Genomic DNA, 19,032 nt, shown 5'->3' on the forward strand with positions numbered 1-19,032 from the left:
GGGCTGATTTTTCGCGATTCTGCTCCGAGATAACGCTCCGGTAAGCGGCTTTTGCTAGGCTTTGCCTTGACAAGCAAAAGCCGGGCCAGTTTTTATGGCCGGCTGCCGAATTCGTTTCGGGAGGCGCGGACGCGTAGAGGAGGCGTTTGAAACCGAACCATGGCGTTGGCGGCGAAATTACAGCTCAGACAGTCCCAGTCGCTGGTGATGACGCCGCAGCTGATGCAGTCGATTCGGCTGCTGCAGTTCACCCATGTCGAGCTTGAGCACTTCATCGACGAGGAGATCGAGCGCAACCCGCTTCTGGAGCGCGCCGAGCCGCAGGACGACGCCGCGAGCGACCAGGTGCAGAAGATCGAGGCAGAGCCGCAAGCGGCCGCCGAGGGCGACTGGTTCGAGAACGAGGCGGGGTGGAGCGCCGAGGCGATATCGGAAAAACTCGATACGTCGCTGGAGAACCTGTTTCCCGACGATCCCGGCATCAGCGAGCGGCTCGGACCCGACCTGACGGCGCAATGGAAATCGGCATCCGGCAATGGCGGCGTCTCCTCGTCCGAGGGGCTCGACGCCGGCGACATGGCGGCGAGCGCCATCACCTTGCGCGACCATGTCGGCGAGCAGATCGCCCTCGCGTTCGTCGATCCCGCGGCGCGGCTGATCGCAGGCGAACTCGCCGATGGCCTCGACGAAACCGGCTATGTCAGGGCTGATATCGAGGAGATCGCCGCGCGTCTGGGCACCGACGCAGCGAGCGTGGCCAAGGTGCTGGCGGTGTGCCAGACCTTCGAGCCGACCGGTCTGTTCGCCCGCGACCTTGCCGAATGTCTTTCGCTGCAGCTTGCGGCGCGCGACCGTCTCGACCCGGCGATGAAGGCCCTGGTCGCCAATCTCGAGCTCCTGGCGCGGCGTGATTTCCAGACGCTGAAGCGGATTTGCGGCGTCGACGAGGAGGATCTGCTCGACATGCTGGCCGAAATCCGGGCACTCGATCCGCGCCCGGGCATGGCGTTTTCGGGCGGCGCCAGTGACGCCATCGTCGCCGATGTCGAGGTGCGCGCGGCCAATGACGGCAGCTGGACCGTCGAACTCAACGCCGAGACGCTGCCGCGCGTGCTGGTCGACCATATTTATTTCGCCCAGGTGTCGCCGCATGCGAAGAACCAGGCGGAAAAGGATTTCCTGGCCGAATGCCTGCAGAACGCCAACTGGCTGACGCGCAGCCTCGACCAGCGGGCAAAGACGATCCTCAAAGTGGCCTCGGAAATCGTGCGCCAGCAGGATGCATTCCTGGTCCACGGCGTGCGCCAGCTGAAGCCGCTCAATTTGCGCACGGTGGCCGACGCGATCGGCATGCACGAATCGACCGTCAGCCGCGTTACCGCAAACAAATACATGCTGACCCCGCGCGGCGTGTTCGAACTGCGCTATTTCTTCACCGCCTCGATCGCCGCGTCGGGCGGCGGCGACGCGCATTCCTCGGAAGCGGTGCGTGATCGCATCAAGCAGCTGATCGACGAAGAAAAACCTATCGATGTACTTTCGGATGACGCGATCGTCGACATGCTCAAGGAGAGCGGCGTCGATATCGCCCGGCGCACGGTCGCCAAGTATCGGGAAGGCATGAATATTCCGTCGTCGGTGCAGCGCCGGCGCGAGAAGCGGGCGCTCGCCAGCGCCGGGCGCTAGGCGCCTGCGATTTTCCACAACTGCCGAGCTTCATTGACAAGCCGCGGGGAAGTGGCTAGAAGCCCGCCCGCATGAGACGGGCCCGATGCCCGCTAGCGGATGGTCCGTCACGACAATGGCCTCGGGATGGTCAAAAAGGCGGCTTGTGATCAACCGGAAAGTTCGGATTTAAATCGGCGCGAGTGACGCCGCAAAGCTTGTGCGCACGGATCACGAGTATAAACTCGGGCCAGTTTGAAGCCTGAGCAAGGAAGGTCAGTTTTCAGATGAATCTGCGCATATCGGGAAAACACATGGATATCGGCGATGCGTTCCGCACACGCATCAACGATCGTGTCGGCGAAGCGATCGGCAAATATTTCGATCGCGGCTTTGCGGGACACGTCACCGTCATCAAATCGGGCTCGCGCTATTCGGCGGATTGCATGATCCGGCTGGATTCCGGCGCCTCGCTGCAGGCCACCGGCGATGCCCAGGATCCGACCCTGGCTTTCGAGGCCGCGGCCGATCGGCTGGAGACCCGGCTTCGGCGCTACAAGCGCCGTCTCAAATCGCACAATTCAGGCAATGGCGATTTGACCGACATCGCCTATACGGTGATGGCGCCGCTTGCCGATGACGACGAGGAGATGCCGGAGGATTTCGCGCCGGCCATCGTCGCCGAATCGACCATGACGCTGAAGACCATGTCGGTGGCCTCGGCGGTCATCGAACTCGATACCAAGGACAGTCCGGTGTTCGTTTTCCGCAACGCCGGAACCGATCATCTCAATATCGTCTATCGCCGGCCCGACGGAAACATTGGCTGGATCGACCCGTCCACGACCAAGGTCGCACAGGGATAAAGCCAGCCGCACGAGGGGTGGGGACTGGCCACGGCAGGCGAACAAGGGATTTTCAAGCATGGATCTGAGCGATCTTATCAGCGTTCCGGCGATCTTGCCGGCGTTGAAGGCGAACTCCAAGAAGCAGCTTCTGCAATTGCTTTCTGAACGGGCGGCGGCGATTTCGGGCATTCCGGAGAGGGAAGTGTTCGACACCATCCTGCAGCGTGAGCGGCTGGGCTCGACGGGCGTCGGCAATGGCATCGCCATTCCGCACGGCAAGCTCGCCGGCGTGAAGCGCATCGCCGGTGTTTTCGCCCGGCTGGAAACGCCGGTCGATTTCGAGTCGCTGGACGACCAGCCTGTCGATCTGGTGTTTCTGCTGTTGGCGCCGGAAGGGGCGGGCGCCGATCATCTGAAGGCCTTGTCGCGCATCGCGCGCGTGCTGCGCGACGCCGACACGGTGGCCAAGATCAGGGGGACGCGCGATGCCGCGGCGATCCACGCGCTGCTGTCGGACACGCAGGCCTCGCACGCCGCCTGAAGCCGGATTTTGAAAAGACTTGCCAAGGGCCGCCGCGGGCGGCCCTCTTCGTGTCAGCCAACCGGTCGCTTTTAGTGAATGGCGACGGTGGTCAGGTCGTTTTCCATGGCGCCGGCCAGCGCGCGGTCACGCGCGTCGGAAAGCAGGATCGGCTGGCCATTGGCGGCAAACAGCGCCCACAATTCCAGGCCGGGCGCGATTTCACCGATGTTGGGGAAGCGGCCGAGCAACTCATCGCTCGAGACCTTGCGCAGATAAGCGACCGAGCCTTCGCCGAGATGGGCGAATTCACCGCTCGTCATGGTGATATTCTCGTCAGTTCTGGTCATTTCAAGCCTCCTTGGCGCGAGGACGCCGCTCAAGGCCATCCCGCATGAGAGCCGTCGGTGAAGATCAGTCTTTCACCGATATATTTATTTTCCGTACCAGCCGTTCGGACTCCGGCCGATCGAGGTCGATCGACAAAAGGCCGTTCTTCAGCTCCGCCGCGATCACACGCATGCCGTCGGCCAGCACGAAACAGCGCTGGAATTGGCGCGCGGCGATGCCGCGATGAAGGAATTCGCGCTCGGTGTCGTCGGTCTGACGGCCGCGCACGACCAGCTGGTTTTCCTCCGTTGTCACATCGAGATCGCTTTCGGCGAAACCGGCGACGGCGAGTGTGATGCGCAGCCTTTCGGCCTTGCCGTCGGCACCGCTGAGGCGCTCGATGTTGTAGGGAGGGTAGCTATCACCGGACTTCGCCAGACGCTCCAAGGTCTTTTCCATGGCATCGAAACCAAGGAGAAGCGGGCTGGAGAAAGGCGTCATTCGGCTCATGTTACACTGTCCTCTCAAGAGCGACATAAACTGGAAAAACCCGGATGGCATTTTTCCCGATGGCCTTGATATGGTCCGCCCCGCGACCAAGTTCAAGCCACCACAAGACCCGCCCAAAAAGACCAAGCCTTGGACTCACAGGAATAATCGACATGGCGCTTGAAACGACGCGCGGATGCAAGGAGAAGCGCCGGGGTCGTTCTTCAGGCGTGCGATCGATCCGGTGAGCTCACGGCCTCCCAAACAAGGAATTGAAATGCCCCAACCACGCAAGATCATCATCGACACCGATCCCGGCCAGGATGATGCCGTCGCTATTCTCTTGGCGCTCGGCAGCAGCGAACTGGAGATCGTCGGCATCACCGCCGTTGCCGGCAACGTGCCGCTGAAGCTTACCGAGAAGAATGCCCGCAAGATTTGCGAACTGGCCGGCCGCCCGGAGGTCAAGGTCTATGCCGGCGCTATCCGTCCCCTGGCGCGCACATTGGTCACCGCCGAGGAAGTGCATGGCAAGACCGGCCTCAACGGGCCGCAGCTGCCCGAACCGACGATGAAGCTGCAGGAGCAGTATGCCGTCGACTTCATCGTCGAGACGCTGATGAAGGAAGAGAGCGGCACCATCACGCTCTGCCCGCTCGGGCCGTTGACCAACATCGCGCTGGCGCTGATCCGCGAACCGCGGATCGCGCCGCGCATCAAGGAAATCGTGCTGATGGGGGGCGGCTTCTTCGAGGGCGGCAACGTCACGCCCGCGGCCGAATTCAACATCTATGTCGATCCGCAGGCCGCCGATCTGGTGTTCAAGGCCGGCATCCCGATCGTGATGATGCCGCTCGACGTCACCCACAAGGCGCTGACCACCACCAAGCGCACGCAGGCTTTCCGCGCGCTCGGCACCAAGGTCGGCATCGCGACCGCCGAGATGCTGGAATTCTTCGAGCGTTACGACGAGGGCAAATACGGCACCGATGGCGGCCCGCTGCACGACCCCTGCGTCATCGCCTACCTGTTGAAGCCGGACCTGTTCAAGGGCCGCAACTGCAATGTCAGCGTGGAGACCGCCTCGGAACTGACCATGGGCATGACCGTGATCGACTGGTGGGGCGTCACCAAGCGGGAAAAGAATGCCATGGTGATGCGCGACATCGACCATGACGGCTTCTTCGCGCTGCTGGTGGAGCGGCTGGGCCGGCTGTAACACTTCCGCCGATCGATGCAGACGGTTTGCCCAGAGGCATAGAGCTTCTGGGCATGTCTCACTCGGGAAACCGGTAGAAGACGACGCCATTGTCGCGCGTGACGCGTTCGATGCTCGCATCTGACCCAATCAGATGCGGGCGGTCGTCGTCGATGAGCACAGACGAGCCATCGTTGAGAACAAGCACATGGAGGATGTACTTACCGTCTCTCCATTGGGCACTTTTGATCGTTGCATCGATGGCACCGACAGACCGAATCGGGCTTGCGTCGTTGGCCCATTTGTTCGCCGCCAACATGAGCATAATCGCAAACGCACCGATGAAGAGGATCACGCCAGGCGCATTCCTCTTCAAACCATCCCAAGTCCAAAAGACAGGCATGAATCCCCCGATAGAGATTCATGTGGTGGTGGGAGAGCAGACTTTCAATCGGTTGCCATGCGAGGGCGCTGCAACTCTTCGCGTCGCCCGGCTCGCGGCCGCCGTTACTTCGACCTCGAAAACGCCAGCCACAGGCCGCCGCCGACCAGGAAGCTGCCGCTGATCCTGGACATGAGCTTGATGCGGCGGGCCGACAGCAGGCGCCCGGCGCGGCCGGCGGCGAGTGCGTAGGTCGAATCCGACACGGCGGCGAAGATCATGGCGGTGAGGCCCATGACGACGATCTGCAGCGAATAGTTGCCTTCCGGCGCGATGAACTGCGGGAAGAAGGCGCCGAAGAACACCAGCGTCTTGGGATTGCTGAGCGCCACCAGCAGGCCCTGCAGGAAGAAACCGCCGCGCGGCTTTCTGGCGGTTCCGTCGGCATTCAGCGTGCCCTTGGAGCGGAACATCTGCACGCCCATCCAGATCAGGTAGGCGGCGCCGATCAGCCTGACCCATTCGAACCAGTGGCCCATGGCCGCGATCAGCGTGTTGAGGCCGATGCCGACAATGGCGATCATGATGGCAAGCCCGGCCTGCGTGCCGGCGACATTGGCCAGACCGGCGCGGGTTCCGTGCCGGATGCTGTTGGCGATGATCAGCGTGACCGTCGGTCCCGGCACCAGGATGATAACGATGCAGGCGAGAACATAGGCGGCGTAAAGTTCCAGCGACATGATCTTCCTCAAAATGCCGCCAATGCGGCGTGGCAGGCGACAATTAATGCATGCGGGTAACCTCCGCGCAAGCCTGACGCGAAACGCCGGGCCGTTGCACGTGCGTCAGGCGCCGGCCTGCCAGGGCAGCGTCGCCTCATAGGCGGCGGCGGCCCTCAGTACGGCGAGGTCGCCGCGCGGCCGGCCGATCAGCTGCATGCCCATTGGCCGGCCCTTGTCGTCGAAGCCGACCGGCACGTTGACCGCCGGGCAGCCGCCCAGCGTGGCGAAGGCTGAAACCTGCATCCAGCGGTGATAGCTGTCCATCGGCCGTCCGGCGACCTCGCTTGGCCAGTGCATGCCGACCTCGAAGGGGAAGACCTGCGCGGTGGGCAGGGCGACGAGACCGAAGCGGTCGAAGATCGACAGCAGTATCCGATGCCAGGAGGTGCGCACGACCGAGGCCGCGCGGATCTGCGGCGCCGTCAGCCGCATGGCGTTCTCGATTTCCCATATGGCTTCCGGCTTCAGCAGACCGCGCTTGGAAGGATCGTCGTAATGGACCTTGAGGGCGCAGCCGCTGCTGGCCTGGCGCAGCATCACGAAGGCCTGCCACAGCGCTTCGAAGTCGAAATCCGGGAGCAAGGGTTCCGCCGGGAAGGATGCATCCGCGAAGCGGCCGAGAGCCGCCTCGCACAGATCGAGGATGCCAGGTTCGACTGGCAGATGACCGCCGAGGTCGCCGAGCCAGGCGACGCGGCCGCCAGTCGATGGCGGTGCAAGCCCTTCGAGGAACGAACCCGGTTTCTCATAGGACAGGGGCGCCTGCGGATGGTAGCCTGCCTGCACGTCGAGCAGCAGCGCCATGTCGGCGACGTTGCGGCCCATCGGGCCCTCGACGCCCATCTGCGCATGGAAGACCTCAAGATCGGGTCCGGCGGGCACAAGCCCTTGCGATGGCCGGAAGCCGTAGACATTGTTCCAGCCTGCCGGATTGCGCAGCGAGCCGCCGAAGTCGCTGCCATCGGCGACGGGCACCATGTCGAGCGCCAGCGCCACCGCCGCGCCGCCGCTCGAGCCGCCGGCGGTGAGCGCCGGATCGAAAGCGTTCAGCGTCGGCCCGAAGACGTTGTTGTAGGTGTTGGATCCCAACCCGAATTCGGGAACATTGGTCTTGCCGATGATGATGGCGCCGGCGTTGCGGATGCGCTCGACGAAGAAATCGTCTTCCTGCGGCACGAAATCGGCAAAGATAGGCGAGCCGAAGGAGGTCCTGAGCCCGGTCGTCGAGGCGAGGTCCTTGATGGCGATCGGCAGGCCGAAGAGCGTCCCGGTTTCGCTCGCTTGCCTGGCATCGGCTGCATCGGCCTCGCGCAGGATATCGTCGCGGTCGCGCAACGAGACGATGGCGTTGACCAGCGGGTTGACCGCTTCGATGCGGTCGAGGAAGGCCGTCACCACCTCGCGCACGGACAGTTTCTTGCGGCTGATCGCGCCGGCAAGGTCGAGGGCGGACAGGCGGCAGATATCACCGGCCGGCGGCACGGCATGTTTCGTCCCGGGGCGCATCACTTTCAATGGGTTTCCAGCAAGGCTTGATCGACATCCTTGGCCAGCGGGATCGCCGGCTGGGCGCCGGGCTTGAGACATGCGAGCGAGCCCGCCGCAGCGGCGCGTGCCAGTGCCTTGTCGAGGGCTAGGCCGGCCGACAGGCCGGCAGCGAAGTAGCCGCAAAAGGTGTCGCCGGCGCCGACCGTGTCGACAGGCGTGATCTTCATGGCCGCAAGGGTGAGGAACTCGCTCGGTGTCGCTGCCATGACGCCGTCGCCGCCGAGGGTGACGACGATGGTGCGGCCGGTTTTCGCGGCGAAGTCGCGCATGCGTGCCGCGCGGTCGCGGCCGTTAAGCGCCAGCGCCTCGCCATAGAGGTCGAACTCGGTCTCGTTGGCGACGGCATAATCGGTCTTTCCGAGGAAAGCAGCCGCGTCGCCCTGGAAAGGAGCGGTGTTGAGCACGGTGATGGCACCGGCCGCCCGTGCCTGGTCGAGTGCCGCATCGACGGTCGCCAGCGGGATCTCATGCTGGAGCAGCACGACATCGCCCTTTTGGAGGAAGGCCTTGGAAAGGTCGCCGGGCACCACGGACGCATTGGCGCCGGGAACCACGGCGATGATGTTCTCGCCATCGGCACCGACCATGATCAGCGCCGTTCCGGTCGAGGCAAAGGTTTCGCCCACGCCCGACAGGTCGACCTTGGCCTCGCGCAGCAACGCCAGCGCCTCGCCGGCGAAACTGTCCTTGCCGACGGCGCCGACCATGCGCACCTGGACGCCGGCGCGCGCGGCAGCCAGCGCCTGGTTGGCGCCCTTGCCGCCCGGCGCCGTGGCGAAACTGGAACCGCTCATCGTTTCGCCGGGGCTCGGCAAGCGGTCGACTTTGGCGATAAGGTCGAGATTGATCGAGCCGATGACGACTATCAAGAAAGTGCCTCCCTGCCAGCGCTGGCCGGAAATCAGGATCGACTTTCGGAAAGCACGATGTGGATCGAGATCCACAATGTGGATCGAGATGACGAGCTGCGCCGGTGCATCCGTATCGATGCGCCGTCACCCCGGTTGTGCGGGAAGCTAGCGCTTCATGCGATGAGTTGCCAGACCATGTGGATATCAAAAGGCGATTTGTCGCCTCACTCGCAGCGCACGGTGACGATGCCCTGATAGGTGCCCGCGGGAAAGACGCCGCTCGACTTGGTGGCGGTGAGATCGACCTGCAGGGCGTGGGTGCCGTTGGTGACCCTTTGCGGCACGCTTCCGTTGATGTCGACCCCCGAGCCATCGAGCCGGAAGACCGAGGCGAAGGTGACGTTGGTGCCGCCGCCGCTCGGCGCGGACGAGAATGCGGCAGGCGCCGGCGCCGAAACCGAATAGCAGTCCAGCAGGTTGAGCAGGGTGCACAGAAGCGAGCTCGCCACCACGGTGGCGCTGGCGCTCGATCCGCCTGCCTGTTTGGAACCCAGTATGCTTATGGCAGGATTTGCGGTCATCGTCCCCGATGCCCCGACCATGATGGTGCAGGTGCCGATGATCGCCGCCGGTGCGGGCTGGCTGAAGCCGGCAAGGGCTGCTATCGTAAGCAGCGCGGGCCTATTTTTTCTTCTTCTTCTTGCCATCGCTGTTTCCGGTCCTGATGGTCCAGCCTTCGTTGGCCCATCCAGGTGATGCGGCCGCGGTCGCGGGAGCGCTCGTGGCCACGCTTCCGGTCGGGCCGTCGCCGCCGAGGCCCATTTTGAGCAGTTTCAGCTCCATCTGCAGGCGCTGGACCTCCAGTTCATACAGCCGGCTGCAGTCGAGGCGTTTCGGCGTACGCCCGATCGGGATCACCACCCGGCCGTAGGTGGCGACGCCATTGTCCGTCTGGTTGTTGCCTCTGATAACGCCGAGATCGACATAGGCACCAGAACCGGAAACGGCGGAACGGCAAGTGGTGCCGTCCGCGGCATGGACCTCGTCCTGGCCCTGGGGCAAGGTGACACCGGGCAAATTGAAGCCGTTCTCGTTCTGGTTGAGATTGTAGATCTGGTCCTGGGCCTGAGTTGGAACGGTGCTTGTGACAGCAACCGCGAGTGCCAGCGTCAGGACTTGCGGTGCCCAAAGAACTTTCCGCATATCTGCGCCCTTATCTGCGTCTGCTGGTTGGGGAAGGGGATGCTTTCCGTACAGATACGCACTTTACGCTCGGCGGCGCCGCCGAAGGGCACGACCACAAGGACGGGACGGGAGGCCTGGGCGCCGAGCTGGAAGGCAGCCGGTGATATCCTGGCGTCCACCGGCTGAAAATCCTGATCGTAGACGTGGATTTCGATCTTGATCTTCTGGTCGTATGGATTGGCCGGGAAGACGCGGACCGCGAAGACGTCGGTGAAACTGTTGACCTCGCCGCGCATCGGCGACATCGACTGCGCCGCCGCGGCAGCAGGGATCAGGCCGACGGCCAGCGCCGTCGCCAGGGTTCGAAAAGGTGTCAAGGATGCCTCCTTCCCCGGGCGCTACTCGCAGCGAAGCGTTACCGTTGCCTGATAGTTGCCGTTGGCGAAGCGGTTGCTGCCGCCCTTGGTGCCGGCGAGATGGACCGAAACGAGGTCGGCGCCGGGTGTGCTGATGGCGGTAGCGGAACCGGTCTCGACGATGGAGTGCGCACCGGCGGAAGAGTAGGTTGGCGTCCAGGTGGTCGACGTCGTGTCGGCCGACGGCACTGTCGTGGCGGTAACCGGATCGACGCTCAGCGACACGCCGCCTGTCGTCGTCAGCGTGACGGTTCCGGCAGAGCCGCCGCTGTTGTGGGAACTGAGGGTCTGGAGGTCGGGACTGACCGTCATCGTGCCATTGGTGGCAATGACAAGCGTGCAGGTCGGGGTGATCGTGCCATTGAAAATGACATTTTGCGTCGCAGCCGATGCAGGCTGGCCCAGACACGCGACCAGCAGGGTTGCACCGAAGGCGGTGCGAAACAACTTCATCGAGACCTCCTATTAAGTCGGATCGCCCGAATTAACAGGAGTCATGATCGCTTTATCGTGGTTAATTTAGTGTAAACCTAAATAATTCGCGGAAATAACATCTTATAAAGAACCGAAGGTTGTCACCGGTTGTAACGTGAATTTCCGATAGAATCCAATTAATACTTTCTGCTATCCAAGATCTGTAAATTTCTTCGCCGGAAACTGGAAAAACGATATTTACGACGACACTTGGCCCGCCTCCCAGCCAAGGATGGCGCGCTTGCGGGTCAGGCCCCAGTGGTAGCCGGTGAGGTCGCCGGACTTGCCGATGGCGCGATGGCAAGGCACCACGAAGGAGAGCGGGTTGGCGCCATTGGCGGCGCCGACCGCGCGGCTGGCGCTTGGCGCGCCGATGCTGGCGGCGATCGAGGAATAGGTGCGGGCCTTGCCCATCGGGATCTGCAGCAGCGCCTCCCAGACGCGAACCTGGAAGTCGGTGCCGATCATGACGACGTGCAGCGGCTGGTCGGGGCGCCACAGCGTCGGATCGAAGATGCGCGCGGCGTAAGGACCGGTCGCGGCCAGGTCCTCGACATAGATGGCGTTCGGCCAGCGGCTGGACATGTCGGCGAAGGCGGCGCGCTCCTCGCCGGGGTCGCAGAAAGCGAGGCCGGCAAGCCCGCGGTCAGTGGCCATGATCAGGGCGGTGCCGAAAGGCGAGGGATGGTAGCCGTAGCGGATCGTGAGGCCGGCGCCGCGTGTCTTGTAGTCGCCCGGCGACATTGCCTCATGGGTGACGAACAGGTCATGCAGCCGGCCAGGGCCGGACATGCCCAGTTCGAACGAGGTTTCGAGCAGCGGCATGCCGGAATCGAGCAGCCGGCGGGCGTGGTCGAGCGTCACCGCCTGCAGGAAGGCTTTGGGCGACAGGCCGGCCCAGCGGGTGAAGAGTTTTTGCAGGCCGGTTGGCGTCTCGCCGACTTCCTCGGCAAGCTCCTCGAGCGAAGGCTGGTCGCGATAGTCGAGGCTGATCTTCTCGATGGCGCGGCGCACGATCTCGTAGTCGCTGCCTTGCGGCGTGACGTCCTTTTTGAGGACGGCTGTCTGTGTGCTCATCGAACTGTCTCCTTGGCCAGGAATATCGCCCCTCGGGGCGGCGATCGCCACCCGAAACTTGCCTTCTTGCCGCGCATACCCAGATAGACTCGGGGTTTCGAGAGCCTGTTCCATCCCGATGGGTCGGGACGGGGCTCTCTCTTTGTGTTCGAGCATGATCTTTTCCGAAAACCGGTATCCACTTTTCGGGATCATGCTCATGCCAGGAGTCGCTCATGGCTGGCGAGAAAGTGCATCTGACCGGGGCAAAGGAAACCTTGCTGATGACGCTGTACGGCAAGGCGCTGGAGAGCCGGCTGCCCCATTCGCTGCTTGGGGATCATTTCGCCGACGAGGCGGTGCACAAGATCGACTATGATTTCTCCAGGCTCAAGGTCGACGAGAATCTCGGCATCGGCCTGGCGATCCGGGCCAAGACGCTGGACGTTCGTGTCGAGGATTTTCTGGCGAGGAATCCCGGCGCCATCGTGCTGCATCTGGGCTGCGGGCTCGATACGCGCATCTTCCGTGTCGATCCGCCGCCAGGCGTGGACTGGTTCGACGTCGACTATCCCCAGGTCATCGAACTCAGGCGAAAACTTTACCCGTCCCGCGACCGTTATCATCTCATCGCTTCGTCGGTGACCGAGCCCGGCTGGCTGGCCGAAGTGCCCCGCAACCGCCCGGCCATCGTGGTGGCGGAAGGGCTGACGCCCTATCTTCCCGCAGACGAAGGGCTGCGCCTGGTTTCGCGGCTTGTCTCGCACCTTGCCGGCGGCGAGCTGATGTTCGACGCCTACAGCCGTTTCGGTCTGACGCTGCTTCGTCTCAATCCCACCATCAAGGCGACTGGCGCAGAGGTTCACTGGGCGATCGATGATCCGCACGAGCTGGAATTGGCGGTTCCGAAACTGCGGTTCGTCGAGGATATTTCCGCCTACATGCCCGAACACGCCGCCCGCATGGGCTGGTCCGCCAAACTCTTCGTTCGCCTGTGGAAACACATTCCGGCGCTGCGCAAGGTCGGCAGGCTTCTGCGCTATCGGTTCTAGAGCAATTCCAGGAAAAGTGTGAACGGTTTTCCGTCCGGAATTGCGTCAAAACAAAGAGCCGTTCAGCGAGCCTTGGCGGTCGCCAGCGCGCGCGAAAAGGCGGTGGCAAAGCTCTCGCGGGACTCGGGATCGAGAAAGCCGCCGATCGGCACGTTGCGGCCTTGGCCTTCGACCGTCATTTTGGTGATGCCGATCTCGGCGTGGCGGGCGACTGAAAACCGTGCCCAGAACGGGTTGAAGCGGTGGGCTTCCGATTTTCCCGAAGGGGCCGTCTTGCGGATGTCGAGCGTGGTACGCGAGACCGATACCTCCTCGCGGGCGCGGGCGGCGCGGTAGTTGACACGGAAGGCGATGTAGACGGCGACCACGTCGAGACCGAAGAAGCCAAATACCGGCCATGCGCCGCGCGACAGGAAGAACGCGCCGGTCGCCAGCCAGCCGAACGACAAAGCGCCCATCAGGACCAGGAAGCCCGTCCTGCCCAGCGACCGGTGCGGGGTCAGCAATGCGTGAAAGAAGGGCTCGTCAGCCTGGAACGAGGCGTTTGTGTCGCTCATGACAGGATATTATAGGAAGGAAATGGCGAGCCCCAAGTCCAAAGATTCTTCCATGCCCGAAAAAGACCTGCCAGCCGGACGACGTGACGGCTCGAACGCCAAGCCGCGCCCGCGGCCGGTGCGACGGACGTCACGCTACAGTCCGGCCGAAGTGCACGAGATCTTCCGCCGCTTTTCCGTCCAGCGGCCGGAGCCGAAGGGTGAGCTCGAACATGTCAACGCCTTTACGCTCTTGGTGGCGGTGGTGCTTTCGGCGCAGGCGACGGACGCCGGCGTCAACAAGGCGACAAGGGCCTTGTTCAAAGCCGCCGACACGCCGCGGACGATGCTGGCGCTGGGCGAGGCCAAGGTCGGCGATTACATCAGGACCATCGGTCTGTGGCGCAACAAGGCCAAGAACGTCATCGCGCTGTCGGAAGCGCTGATCCGTGACCATGGCGGGGAAGTGCCCGACAACCGCGACGAGCTGGTCAAGCTGCCGGGCGTCGGGCGCAAGACCGCCAATGTCGTGCTCAACATGGCCTTCGGCCAGCATACGATGGCGGTCGACACGCATATTTTCCGGATCGGCAACCGGCTCGGCCTGGCGCCCGGCAAGACACCCGAACAGGTCGAGCAAGGGCTGCTGAAGATCATCCCGGACGAATATATGCGCCATGCGCATCACTGGCTGATCCTGCATGGCCGCTATGTCTGCAAGGCGCGCAAGCCGGACTGCCCGGCCTGCGTCATCGCCGATATCTGTAAGGCGCAGGAGAAGACGACCAGCATTCCAGCGCCGTTGGTGCCGATCGCTCCGCTCGATCCGCTGGACGAGGTTCAAGCCCAAAGCTGACCGTGCTTCAACTCTCCTCCACGAACACCTCTTCGCGCTTCTTCTTGACCGAGGGCAGGAAGACGATGACGAGCACGGCCAGCGCCACCAGCAGCAGGCCGGCGCTGATCGGCCGCGTCACGAAGGTGCTGGGGTCGCCGCGCGACAGGATCATGGCGCGGCGCAGGTTTTCCTCGAGCAGCGGGCCGAGCACGAAGCCGAGCAGCAGGGGAGCCGGTTCGCAGCGCAGCTTGGTCAGGACATAGCCGAGCAGGCCGAAGAAGGCGACGGCATAGAGATCGAAAGCATTGGTGTTGACGCTGTAAACGCCGATCGAGCAGAACGCCATGATGATCGGGAAAAGCACGTAATAGGGGATAGTCAGGAGCTTCACCCAAAGGCCGATCAGCGGCAGGTTGAGGATGATCAGCATCAGATTGCCGATCCACATCGAGGCGATGACGCCCCAGAACAGCGCCGGCTGCTCGGTGGCGACATTGGGGCCGGGCACGATGCCCTGGATGATCATGGCGCCGATCATCAGCGCCATCACCGGATTGGCCGGAATGCCCAGCGTCAGCATCGGGATGAAGGAGGTCTGGGCGCCGGCATTGTTGGCCGATTCCGGTCCGGCGACGCCCGCGATGGCGCCCTTGCCGAATTCCTGCGGGGTTTTCGACACGCGTTTCTCGACCGTGTAGGAGGCAAAGGCCGCAAGCACCGCGCCGCCGCCGGGCAGGATGCCGAGCGCCGAACCGATGATGGTTCCGCGCACGATGGGTGCTGCCATACGCTTGAAGTCGTCGCGGGTCGGCATCAGGCCGGAGACCTTGCTGATCAGCACCGAGCGCTCATGCTCGTTTTCAAGATTGCGCAGGATCTCGGCGATGCCGAAGACGCCGACCGCCACCGCGACGAAATTCAGCCCGTCGGCATATTCGCGGATGCCGAGCGTGAAGCGCGGCGCGCCGGTGTAGATGTCGGTGCCGACGATGCCGAGCAGCAGGCCGAGCACGACCATCGCCAGCGCCTTGACGATCGAGCCGTGAGCAAGCGCGATGGAGGAGACAAGGCCGACGATCATCAACGAAAAATACTCCGCCGCGCCGAACCGCAGGGCTATCGCCGTCAACGGCGGGGCAAAGACGGCGACGAGGAAGGTCGACACCGTGCCGGCGAAGAACGAGCCGATCGCGGCGATCGCCAATGCCGCCCCGGCGCGGCCCTGGCGGGCCATCTGATAGCCGTCGATGGCGGTGACGGCCGACGAGGATTCGCCGGGCATGTTGATGAGAATGGCGGTGGTCGAGCCGCCATACTGGGCGCCGTAGTAAATGCCGGCGAGCATGATCAGGGAAGAAACCGGGTCGCCGATCTGGAAGGTGATCGGCAGCAGCATGGCGATGGTTGCGGTGGCGCCGATGCCGGGCAGGACGCCGATCAGCGTGCCGAGCAGGACGCCGATCAGGCAGAAACCGAGATTGGCCGGCGTCGAGGCGGTCGAAAAGCCGAGCGCGAGGTTGTTGAGCAAGTCCATGTCAGCGCCTCACAATGCCAGCCATGAGGGCAGCCAGGGGCCGAAGCGCTGGAAGGGCAGGCCGAGCGCGTAGCTGAAGACGAGGATCGAGAACAGCGTCAGGCCAGCCGACAGCACGAGCGCGGTGAGCGCCTTCATGCGGCAGCTGGCGAAAGCGGCGATCAGCGCCGTCAGGAAGATCGACGGCACGAAGCCGAGGCCGCGCACCGTCAGGCCGAAGAAGATCGGCGCCGGCAGGATGAACAACATGCCGCGCCACGCCATGGGGCCGATCGGCTCGTCCTCGACGCTTATCGCCTGGATCAGGATGATGGCGCCCAGCAGGATCAGCACGATCGCCAGGACCAGCGGGAAATAGCCCGGTCCCATGCGCAGCGCGGTACCGATTTCGAGGCTGAGCGACTGCAGCGCGAAAAACGCGCCGAAGAAGATGAACAGCGCGGCGCACAGGCCGTTGGTCCTGTCGATTGCGAAAGGTTTCATGGCGGTCCTTCCTGACCCTTGGAGCGGGCCTGCCGTTGCAGGTGAAAACGGATCGAAGCGAACGGGGCGCCGCTGGCGCCCGGTTCAAGCCATCAGTCGGCGTACTGGCCGGCGGCTTCGATGATCGGCTTCCAGCGCGCGATCTCGCTTTCCAGCTTTGCCTTCAGCGCCGCCGGCGTCGCGTCGGCCTCCGATGACGGCCTAGTGCCGAGTTCGGCGAAGCGGGCGATGACGTTCGGGTCCTTCAAGGCGACCTGGAGCGATTTCGACAGGCGGTCGGTGATCTCGGCCGGCGTGCCCTTCGGCGCATAGAGGCCGTGCCAGATGCCGACCTGCACCGCGGGGAGGCCTGCTTCGATCGTCGTCGGCACATCCTTCAGCACGTCGAGGCGCTCCGGCGAGGTGACGGCATAGGCCTTGATCGTGCCGCCCTGGATCTGCTTGGTGGTGTTGGTCGTCTGGTCGCACATGATGTCGACCTGGCCGCCGAGAAGATCGGTCATGGCCGGGCCGGTGCCCTTGTAGGGCACGGTGACCAGCGGCGTGCCGATGGCGCTCATGAACAGCATGCCGCACAGATGCGAGGCCGCACCGATGCCGGCATTGGCGACGGTGATGCTGTCCTTGTTGACCTTGGCGTAGTCGACAAGCCCTTTCAGATCGGTCGGCGGGAGTTCCTTGCGGCCGACGATGGTCATCGGCACTTCGGTCACCAGGCCGACATATTCAAAGGCGTTCAGCGTGTCGTAGGCGAGTTTTCTGTAGAGCGTGGCACTCGTCGCCATGCCGATATGATGGAGGAGCAGCGTGTAGCCGTCGGGATCGGCATTGGCGACGCGGCCCGCGCCGAGCGTACCGCCGGCGCCGCCGACATTCTCGACGATGACCTGCCGGCCGAGATCCTTCGACACGGCTTCCGCGACGAGCCGGGTGACGGTGTCGGTCGGACCGCCGGCCGCGAACGGCACGACAACGGTGATGGTGCGTTCGGGATAGGATTGTGCGTCGGCGGTGAACGAATAAAGCGTGAGGGCCGCAGCGGCGGCCAGAGCGGCAACAAATTTTCGCATCGTAATTCTCCTCCCGGGATATGAATAACCGCTGCGCGGAACTCCTCTCAATGCCGGCCGCGAATGAAACAACAACCAGCGCAGGCCAATAGATTGCAATCGGACTCAAATGGCAAACCGGGATATCCGCGGCAGCCGGCATGCAACGGATAGATGTTCGAGCCAGAAGGCCGGATCCGAAACGGTCGATCGTCGAGCGGGTTCGGCAAATGCCGATTGCGGACCTCTGTCCGCTCTCGTTCTATTCCAGATCTATTGGTAGCCGTAACCGCGCGCCATCGCCGCCGCGAACACCGGGATCAGCAGGAAGACGAAGGCCTCGGCGCGGATATACGTCTTTACCGAGGCCAGTTCGCCCGCCGGCACGGCGAAGGAGGGATTGGCGCTGGCCTGCCGGTTCCAGGAAATGAAGCGCACGGTCGGGATGATCGAAAGCAGGCCGACAATGCCGAATGCCGCCATCTTGGCCCAGAACATCCAGTTGTAGATGTAGAACTCCCATCCCTTGAGGCCCCAGAGGACACGGCCGATCCCGACGATGATGATGAGTGAGGCGATGATGCCATAGTGGCGGTCGATGCCGGCGAGTCGCTTGAGGGTTACGGCGGGCAGGTCGCCGCGGATCAGCACGAATTCGGCGCCGATGATCCCTGCCAGGGAAAACACCAGCAGATGATGGATAATGGCAAGCACAAGGTCGGTCGTGTCCATGTTTCTTCCTGGGTTGAGCACCAGCCCCGCGTCTGAAAAGGTCGCGCCGCAAATGTGCTGAATCAGCCTGCCGGGAAATTAACACCGTCGGGCAGAATTCCCATAGAAAGCTGCTCCCTGGTCATAGGCGGCGTTGACGCTCGGTCCAGGCACGTTAGGTTCGCAGGCATGACCGGACTGAAACGCCCCCTGAATCCGATGTCTGACCTGATCCACGCCGTCTTGACGGAACGCGGGCTGATGAGACTGCCTATGAGGCCCGGCCGGACTACCAGAAGAACGACTATCTCGGCTGGATTGCCCGCGCCAAGCGCCCGGACACCAGGCAGAAGCGGCTGACCAGATGCTGGACGAATTGCAACGTGGCGGTGTCTACATGAACATGGCCTGGCGCGGCTGAAGATCTGCTTCGGCCGCTGTTCTGGATGATGGCGCGTCTTCCGCTGGCCCTTGCACCGCAGGGGCAATTTGCTAAGCGCGGACAAGATCAGCAAGGCAAATCCAATGAACAACCGCAAAGTGACCGTCACTCCCGTCATCGAAACGCAGCGAACCATTCTGCGGGCACACCGGCTGGAGGATTTCGACGCCTATGCAACGATGTGGGGCGACCCCGCCGTCACCCGCTTCATCGGCGGCAAGCCGCGCACGCGCGAGGAAAGCTGGATGCGCTTCCTGCGTCATGCCGGCCTGTGGTCGCTGCTCGGCTACGGCTTCTGGGCGATCGAGGAGAAGGCGACGGGCCGCTTCGTCGGCGAGGCCGGGTTTCACGATCTGAAGCGCGACATGGAACCGTCGATCGAAGGCATTCCAGAGGCCGGATGGGCGCTGGCACCGGAAGTGCACGGGGCGGGCCTTGCCACAGAGGTCGTCGGCCGTGTGCTGGCCTGGGGCGAAGAAACCTTCGGACGGGTGAAAACCGTCTGCATCATCGATCCCGAGAATACCGCCTCGTTGAATGTCGCTGATAAGGTCGGCTATCGCGAGGTGTTGCGGACCACCTATCATGACGCGCCGACCGTGCTGCTGGAGCGGCTGTCCTGAACCTGGATTGCAGATCAGGT

General features: G+C 63.4%; 23 protein-coding genes and 1 pseudogene. 8 read left to right on the forward strand and 16 right to left on the reverse strand.

Annotated elements, in window-relative coordinates:
* Nucleotides 1-159: 159 nt before the first annotated feature.
* The 3 genes from rpoN (at nucleotide 160) to ptsN (ending at nucleotide 3,054) form a co-directional block, all read left to right on the forward strand.
* Nucleotides 160-1,686: an RNA polymerase factor sigma-54 gene (gene rpoN, locus CK226_RS17670; protein ID WP_095792604.1), complete on the forward strand. Its 1,527-nt coding sequence runs from the start codon at nucleotides 160-162 to the stop codon at nucleotides 1,684-1,686.
* Nucleotides 1,687-1,952: 266 nt separating this feature from the next.
* The gene (raiA, locus tag CK226_RS17675) at nucleotides 1,953-2,531 is read left to right on the forward strand and encodes a ribosome-associated translation inhibitor RaiA (RefSeq protein ID WP_095772489.1); all 579 of its coding nucleotides are present in this window, start codon (nucleotides 1,953-1,955) and stop codon (nucleotides 2,529-2,531) included.
* A 58-nt stretch (nucleotides 2,532-2,589) separates the two neighbouring features.
* Nucleotides 2,590-3,054, forward strand: coding sequence for a PTS IIA-like nitrogen regulatory protein PtsN (gene ptsN, locus CK226_RS17680; RefSeq protein WP_019861194.1), 465 nt, complete (start codon nucleotides 2,590-2,592; stop codon nucleotides 3,052-3,054).
* Between the two features lie 71 nt (nucleotides 3,055-3,125).
* Here ptsN and CK226_RS17685 read toward each other — a convergent pair whose 3' ends face one another.
* A complete protein-coding gene (locus CK226_RS17685) occupies nucleotides 3,126-3,383 on the reverse strand; it encodes a DUF1150 family protein (RefSeq protein WP_032920755.1) in 258 nt (85 codons plus the stop codon).
* Between the two features lie 64 nt (nucleotides 3,384-3,447).
* Nucleotides 3,448-3,873 carry an Hsp20 family protein gene (locus tag CK226_RS17690; protein ID WP_013893014.1) on the reverse strand — a complete coding sequence of 142 codons (426 nt, stop codon included), beginning with the start codon at nucleotides 3,871-3,873 and terminating at the stop codon, nucleotides 3,448-3,450.
* Between the two features lie 256 nt (nucleotides 3,874-4,129).
* On the opposite strand from CK226_RS17690, the gene CK226_RS17695 reads away from it, so the two are divergent.
* On the forward strand, nucleotides 4,130-5,071 hold the full coding sequence (locus tag CK226_RS17695) for a nucleoside hydrolase (protein ID WP_095772490.1): 942 nt from the start codon (nucleotides 4,130-4,132) through the stop codon (nucleotides 5,069-5,071).
* Nucleotides 5,072-5,129: 58 nt separating this feature from the next.
* Here CK226_RS17695 and CK226_RS17700 read toward each other — a convergent pair whose 3' ends face one another.
* The 9 genes from CK226_RS17700 to CK226_RS17740 all read right to left on the reverse strand — a co-directional run bounded on the left by CK226_RS17700 (nucleotide 5,130) and on the right by CK226_RS17740 (nucleotide 11,765).
* Nucleotides 5,130-5,405: a hypothetical protein gene (locus CK226_RS17700; RefSeq protein WP_245437773.1), complete on the reverse strand. Its 276-nt coding sequence runs from the start codon at nucleotides 5,403-5,405 to the stop codon at nucleotides 5,130-5,132.
* A 152-nt stretch (nucleotides 5,406-5,557) separates the two neighbouring features.
* The gene (locus CK226_RS17705) at nucleotides 5,558-6,172 is read right to left on the reverse strand and encodes a LysE family translocator (RefSeq protein ID WP_095792606.1); all 615 of its coding nucleotides are present in this window, start codon (nucleotides 6,170-6,172) and stop codon (nucleotides 5,558-5,560) included.
* Between the two features lie 105 nt (nucleotides 6,173-6,277).
* Entirely contained in the window at nucleotides 6,278-7,723 is a 1,446-nt protein-coding gene (locus CK226_RS17710; RefSeq protein ID WP_095792607.1) for an amidase, read from the reverse strand.
* Between the two features lie 2 nt (nucleotides 7,724-7,725).
* Complete coding sequence (locus tag CK226_RS17715; RefSeq protein ID WP_095792724.1) at nucleotides 7,726-8,631, reverse strand: ribokinase; 906 nt, start codon at nucleotides 8,629-8,631, stop codon at nucleotides 7,726-7,728.
* A gap of 206 nt (nucleotides 8,632-8,837) precedes the next feature.
* Nucleotides 8,838-9,320 (reverse strand): hypothetical protein, encoded by a 483-nt coding sequence (locus CK226_RS17720; protein WP_095772494.1) that lies wholly within the window; start codon nucleotides 9,318-9,320, stop codon nucleotides 8,838-8,840.
* Nucleotides 9,295-9,816, reverse strand: coding sequence for a hypothetical protein (locus CK226_RS17725; protein WP_095772495.1), 522 nt, complete (start codon nucleotides 9,814-9,816; stop codon nucleotides 9,295-9,297). Before CK226_RS17725 ends, CK226_RS17720 begins: the two co-directional genes overlap by 26 nt.
* Nucleotides 9,783-10,175, reverse strand: coding sequence for a hypothetical protein (locus CK226_RS17730; protein WP_095772496.1), 393 nt, complete (start codon nucleotides 10,173-10,175; stop codon nucleotides 9,783-9,785). Before CK226_RS17730 ends, CK226_RS17725 begins: the two co-directional genes overlap by 34 nt.
* Before the next feature lie 21 nt (nucleotides 10,176-10,196).
* Nucleotides 10,197-10,667: a hypothetical protein gene (locus CK226_RS17735; RefSeq protein WP_095772497.1), complete on the reverse strand. Its 471-nt coding sequence runs from the start codon at nucleotides 10,665-10,667 to the stop codon at nucleotides 10,197-10,199.
* A 219-nt stretch (nucleotides 10,668-10,886) separates the two neighbouring features.
* The gene (locus CK226_RS17740; protein ID WP_095792608.1) at nucleotides 10,887-11,765 is read right to left on the reverse strand and encodes a bifunctional helix-turn-helix domain-containing protein/methylated-DNA--[protein]-cysteine S-methyltransferase; all 879 of its coding nucleotides are present in this window, start codon (nucleotides 11,763-11,765) and stop codon (nucleotides 10,887-10,889) included.
* A 215-nt stretch (nucleotides 11,766-11,980) separates the two neighbouring features.
* Here CK226_RS17740 and CK226_RS17745 point away from each other — a divergent pair, with 215 nt between their 5' ends.
* Nucleotides 11,981-12,796, forward strand: a complete 816-nt coding sequence (locus tag CK226_RS17745; protein WP_095792609.1) for a class I SAM-dependent methyltransferase — start codon at nucleotides 11,981-11,983, stop codon at nucleotides 12,794-12,796.
* A gap of 62 nt (nucleotides 12,797-12,858) precedes the next feature.
* Here CK226_RS17745 and CK226_RS17750 read toward each other — a convergent pair whose 3' ends face one another.
* A complete protein-coding gene (locus CK226_RS17750; protein WP_095787054.1) occupies nucleotides 12,859-13,353 on the reverse strand; it encodes a DUF2244 domain-containing protein in 495 nt (164 codons plus the stop codon).
* 22 nt (nucleotides 13,354-13,375) lie between these two features.
* On the opposite strand from CK226_RS17750, the gene nth reads away from it, so the two are divergent.
* Nucleotides 13,376-14,188: an endonuclease III gene (nth, locus tag CK226_RS17755; RefSeq protein WP_095792610.1), complete on the forward strand. Its 813-nt coding sequence runs from the start codon at nucleotides 13,376-13,378 to the stop codon at nucleotides 14,186-14,188.
* Nucleotides 14,189-14,195: 7 nt separating this feature from the next.
* On the opposite strand, the gene CK226_RS17760 is transcribed toward nth, so the two are convergent.
* The 4 genes from CK226_RS17760 to CK226_RS17775 form a co-directional block, all read right to left on the reverse strand.
* Complete coding sequence (locus tag CK226_RS17760; RefSeq protein WP_095772502.1) at nucleotides 14,196-15,704, reverse strand: tripartite tricarboxylate transporter permease; 1,509 nt, start codon at nucleotides 15,702-15,704, stop codon at nucleotides 14,196-14,198.
* A 9-nt stretch (nucleotides 15,705-15,713) separates the two neighbouring features.
* The gene (locus CK226_RS17765; RefSeq protein ID WP_095772503.1) at nucleotides 15,714-16,187 is read right to left on the reverse strand and encodes a tripartite tricarboxylate transporter TctB family protein; all 474 of its coding nucleotides are present in this window, start codon (nucleotides 16,185-16,187) and stop codon (nucleotides 15,714-15,716) included.
* A 92-nt stretch (nucleotides 16,188-16,279) separates the two neighbouring features.
* On the reverse strand, nucleotides 16,280-17,257 hold the full coding sequence (locus CK226_RS17770) for a tripartite tricarboxylate transporter substrate-binding protein (RefSeq protein WP_095772504.1): 978 nt from the start codon (nucleotides 17,255-17,257) through the stop codon (nucleotides 16,280-16,282).
* Between the two features lie 252 nt (nucleotides 17,258-17,509).
* Nucleotides 17,510-17,968: a DUF2214 family protein gene (locus CK226_RS17775; protein ID WP_095787051.1), complete on the reverse strand. Its 459-nt coding sequence runs from the start codon at nucleotides 17,966-17,968 to the stop codon at nucleotides 17,510-17,512.
* 293 nt (nucleotides 17,969-18,261) lie between these two features.
* Between CK226_RS17775 and CK226_RS35555 the strand changes: the two are divergent.
* Nucleotides 18,262-18,348, forward strand: a pseudogene (locus CK226_RS35555) (hypothetical protein); the annotation flags it as partial.
* 124 nt (nucleotides 18,349-18,472) lie between these two features.
* Entirely contained in the window at nucleotides 18,473-19,012 is a 540-nt protein-coding gene (locus tag CK226_RS17785; RefSeq protein ID WP_095787049.1) for a GNAT family N-acetyltransferase, read from the forward strand.
* Nucleotides 19,013-19,032 lie beyond the last annotated feature (20 nt).

Origin of the sequence: Mesorhizobium sp. WSM4311, from assembly GCF_002295115.1 — a bacterium.
GTDB lineage: Bacteria > Pseudomonadota > Alphaproteobacteria > Rhizobiales > Rhizobiaceae > Mesorhizobium.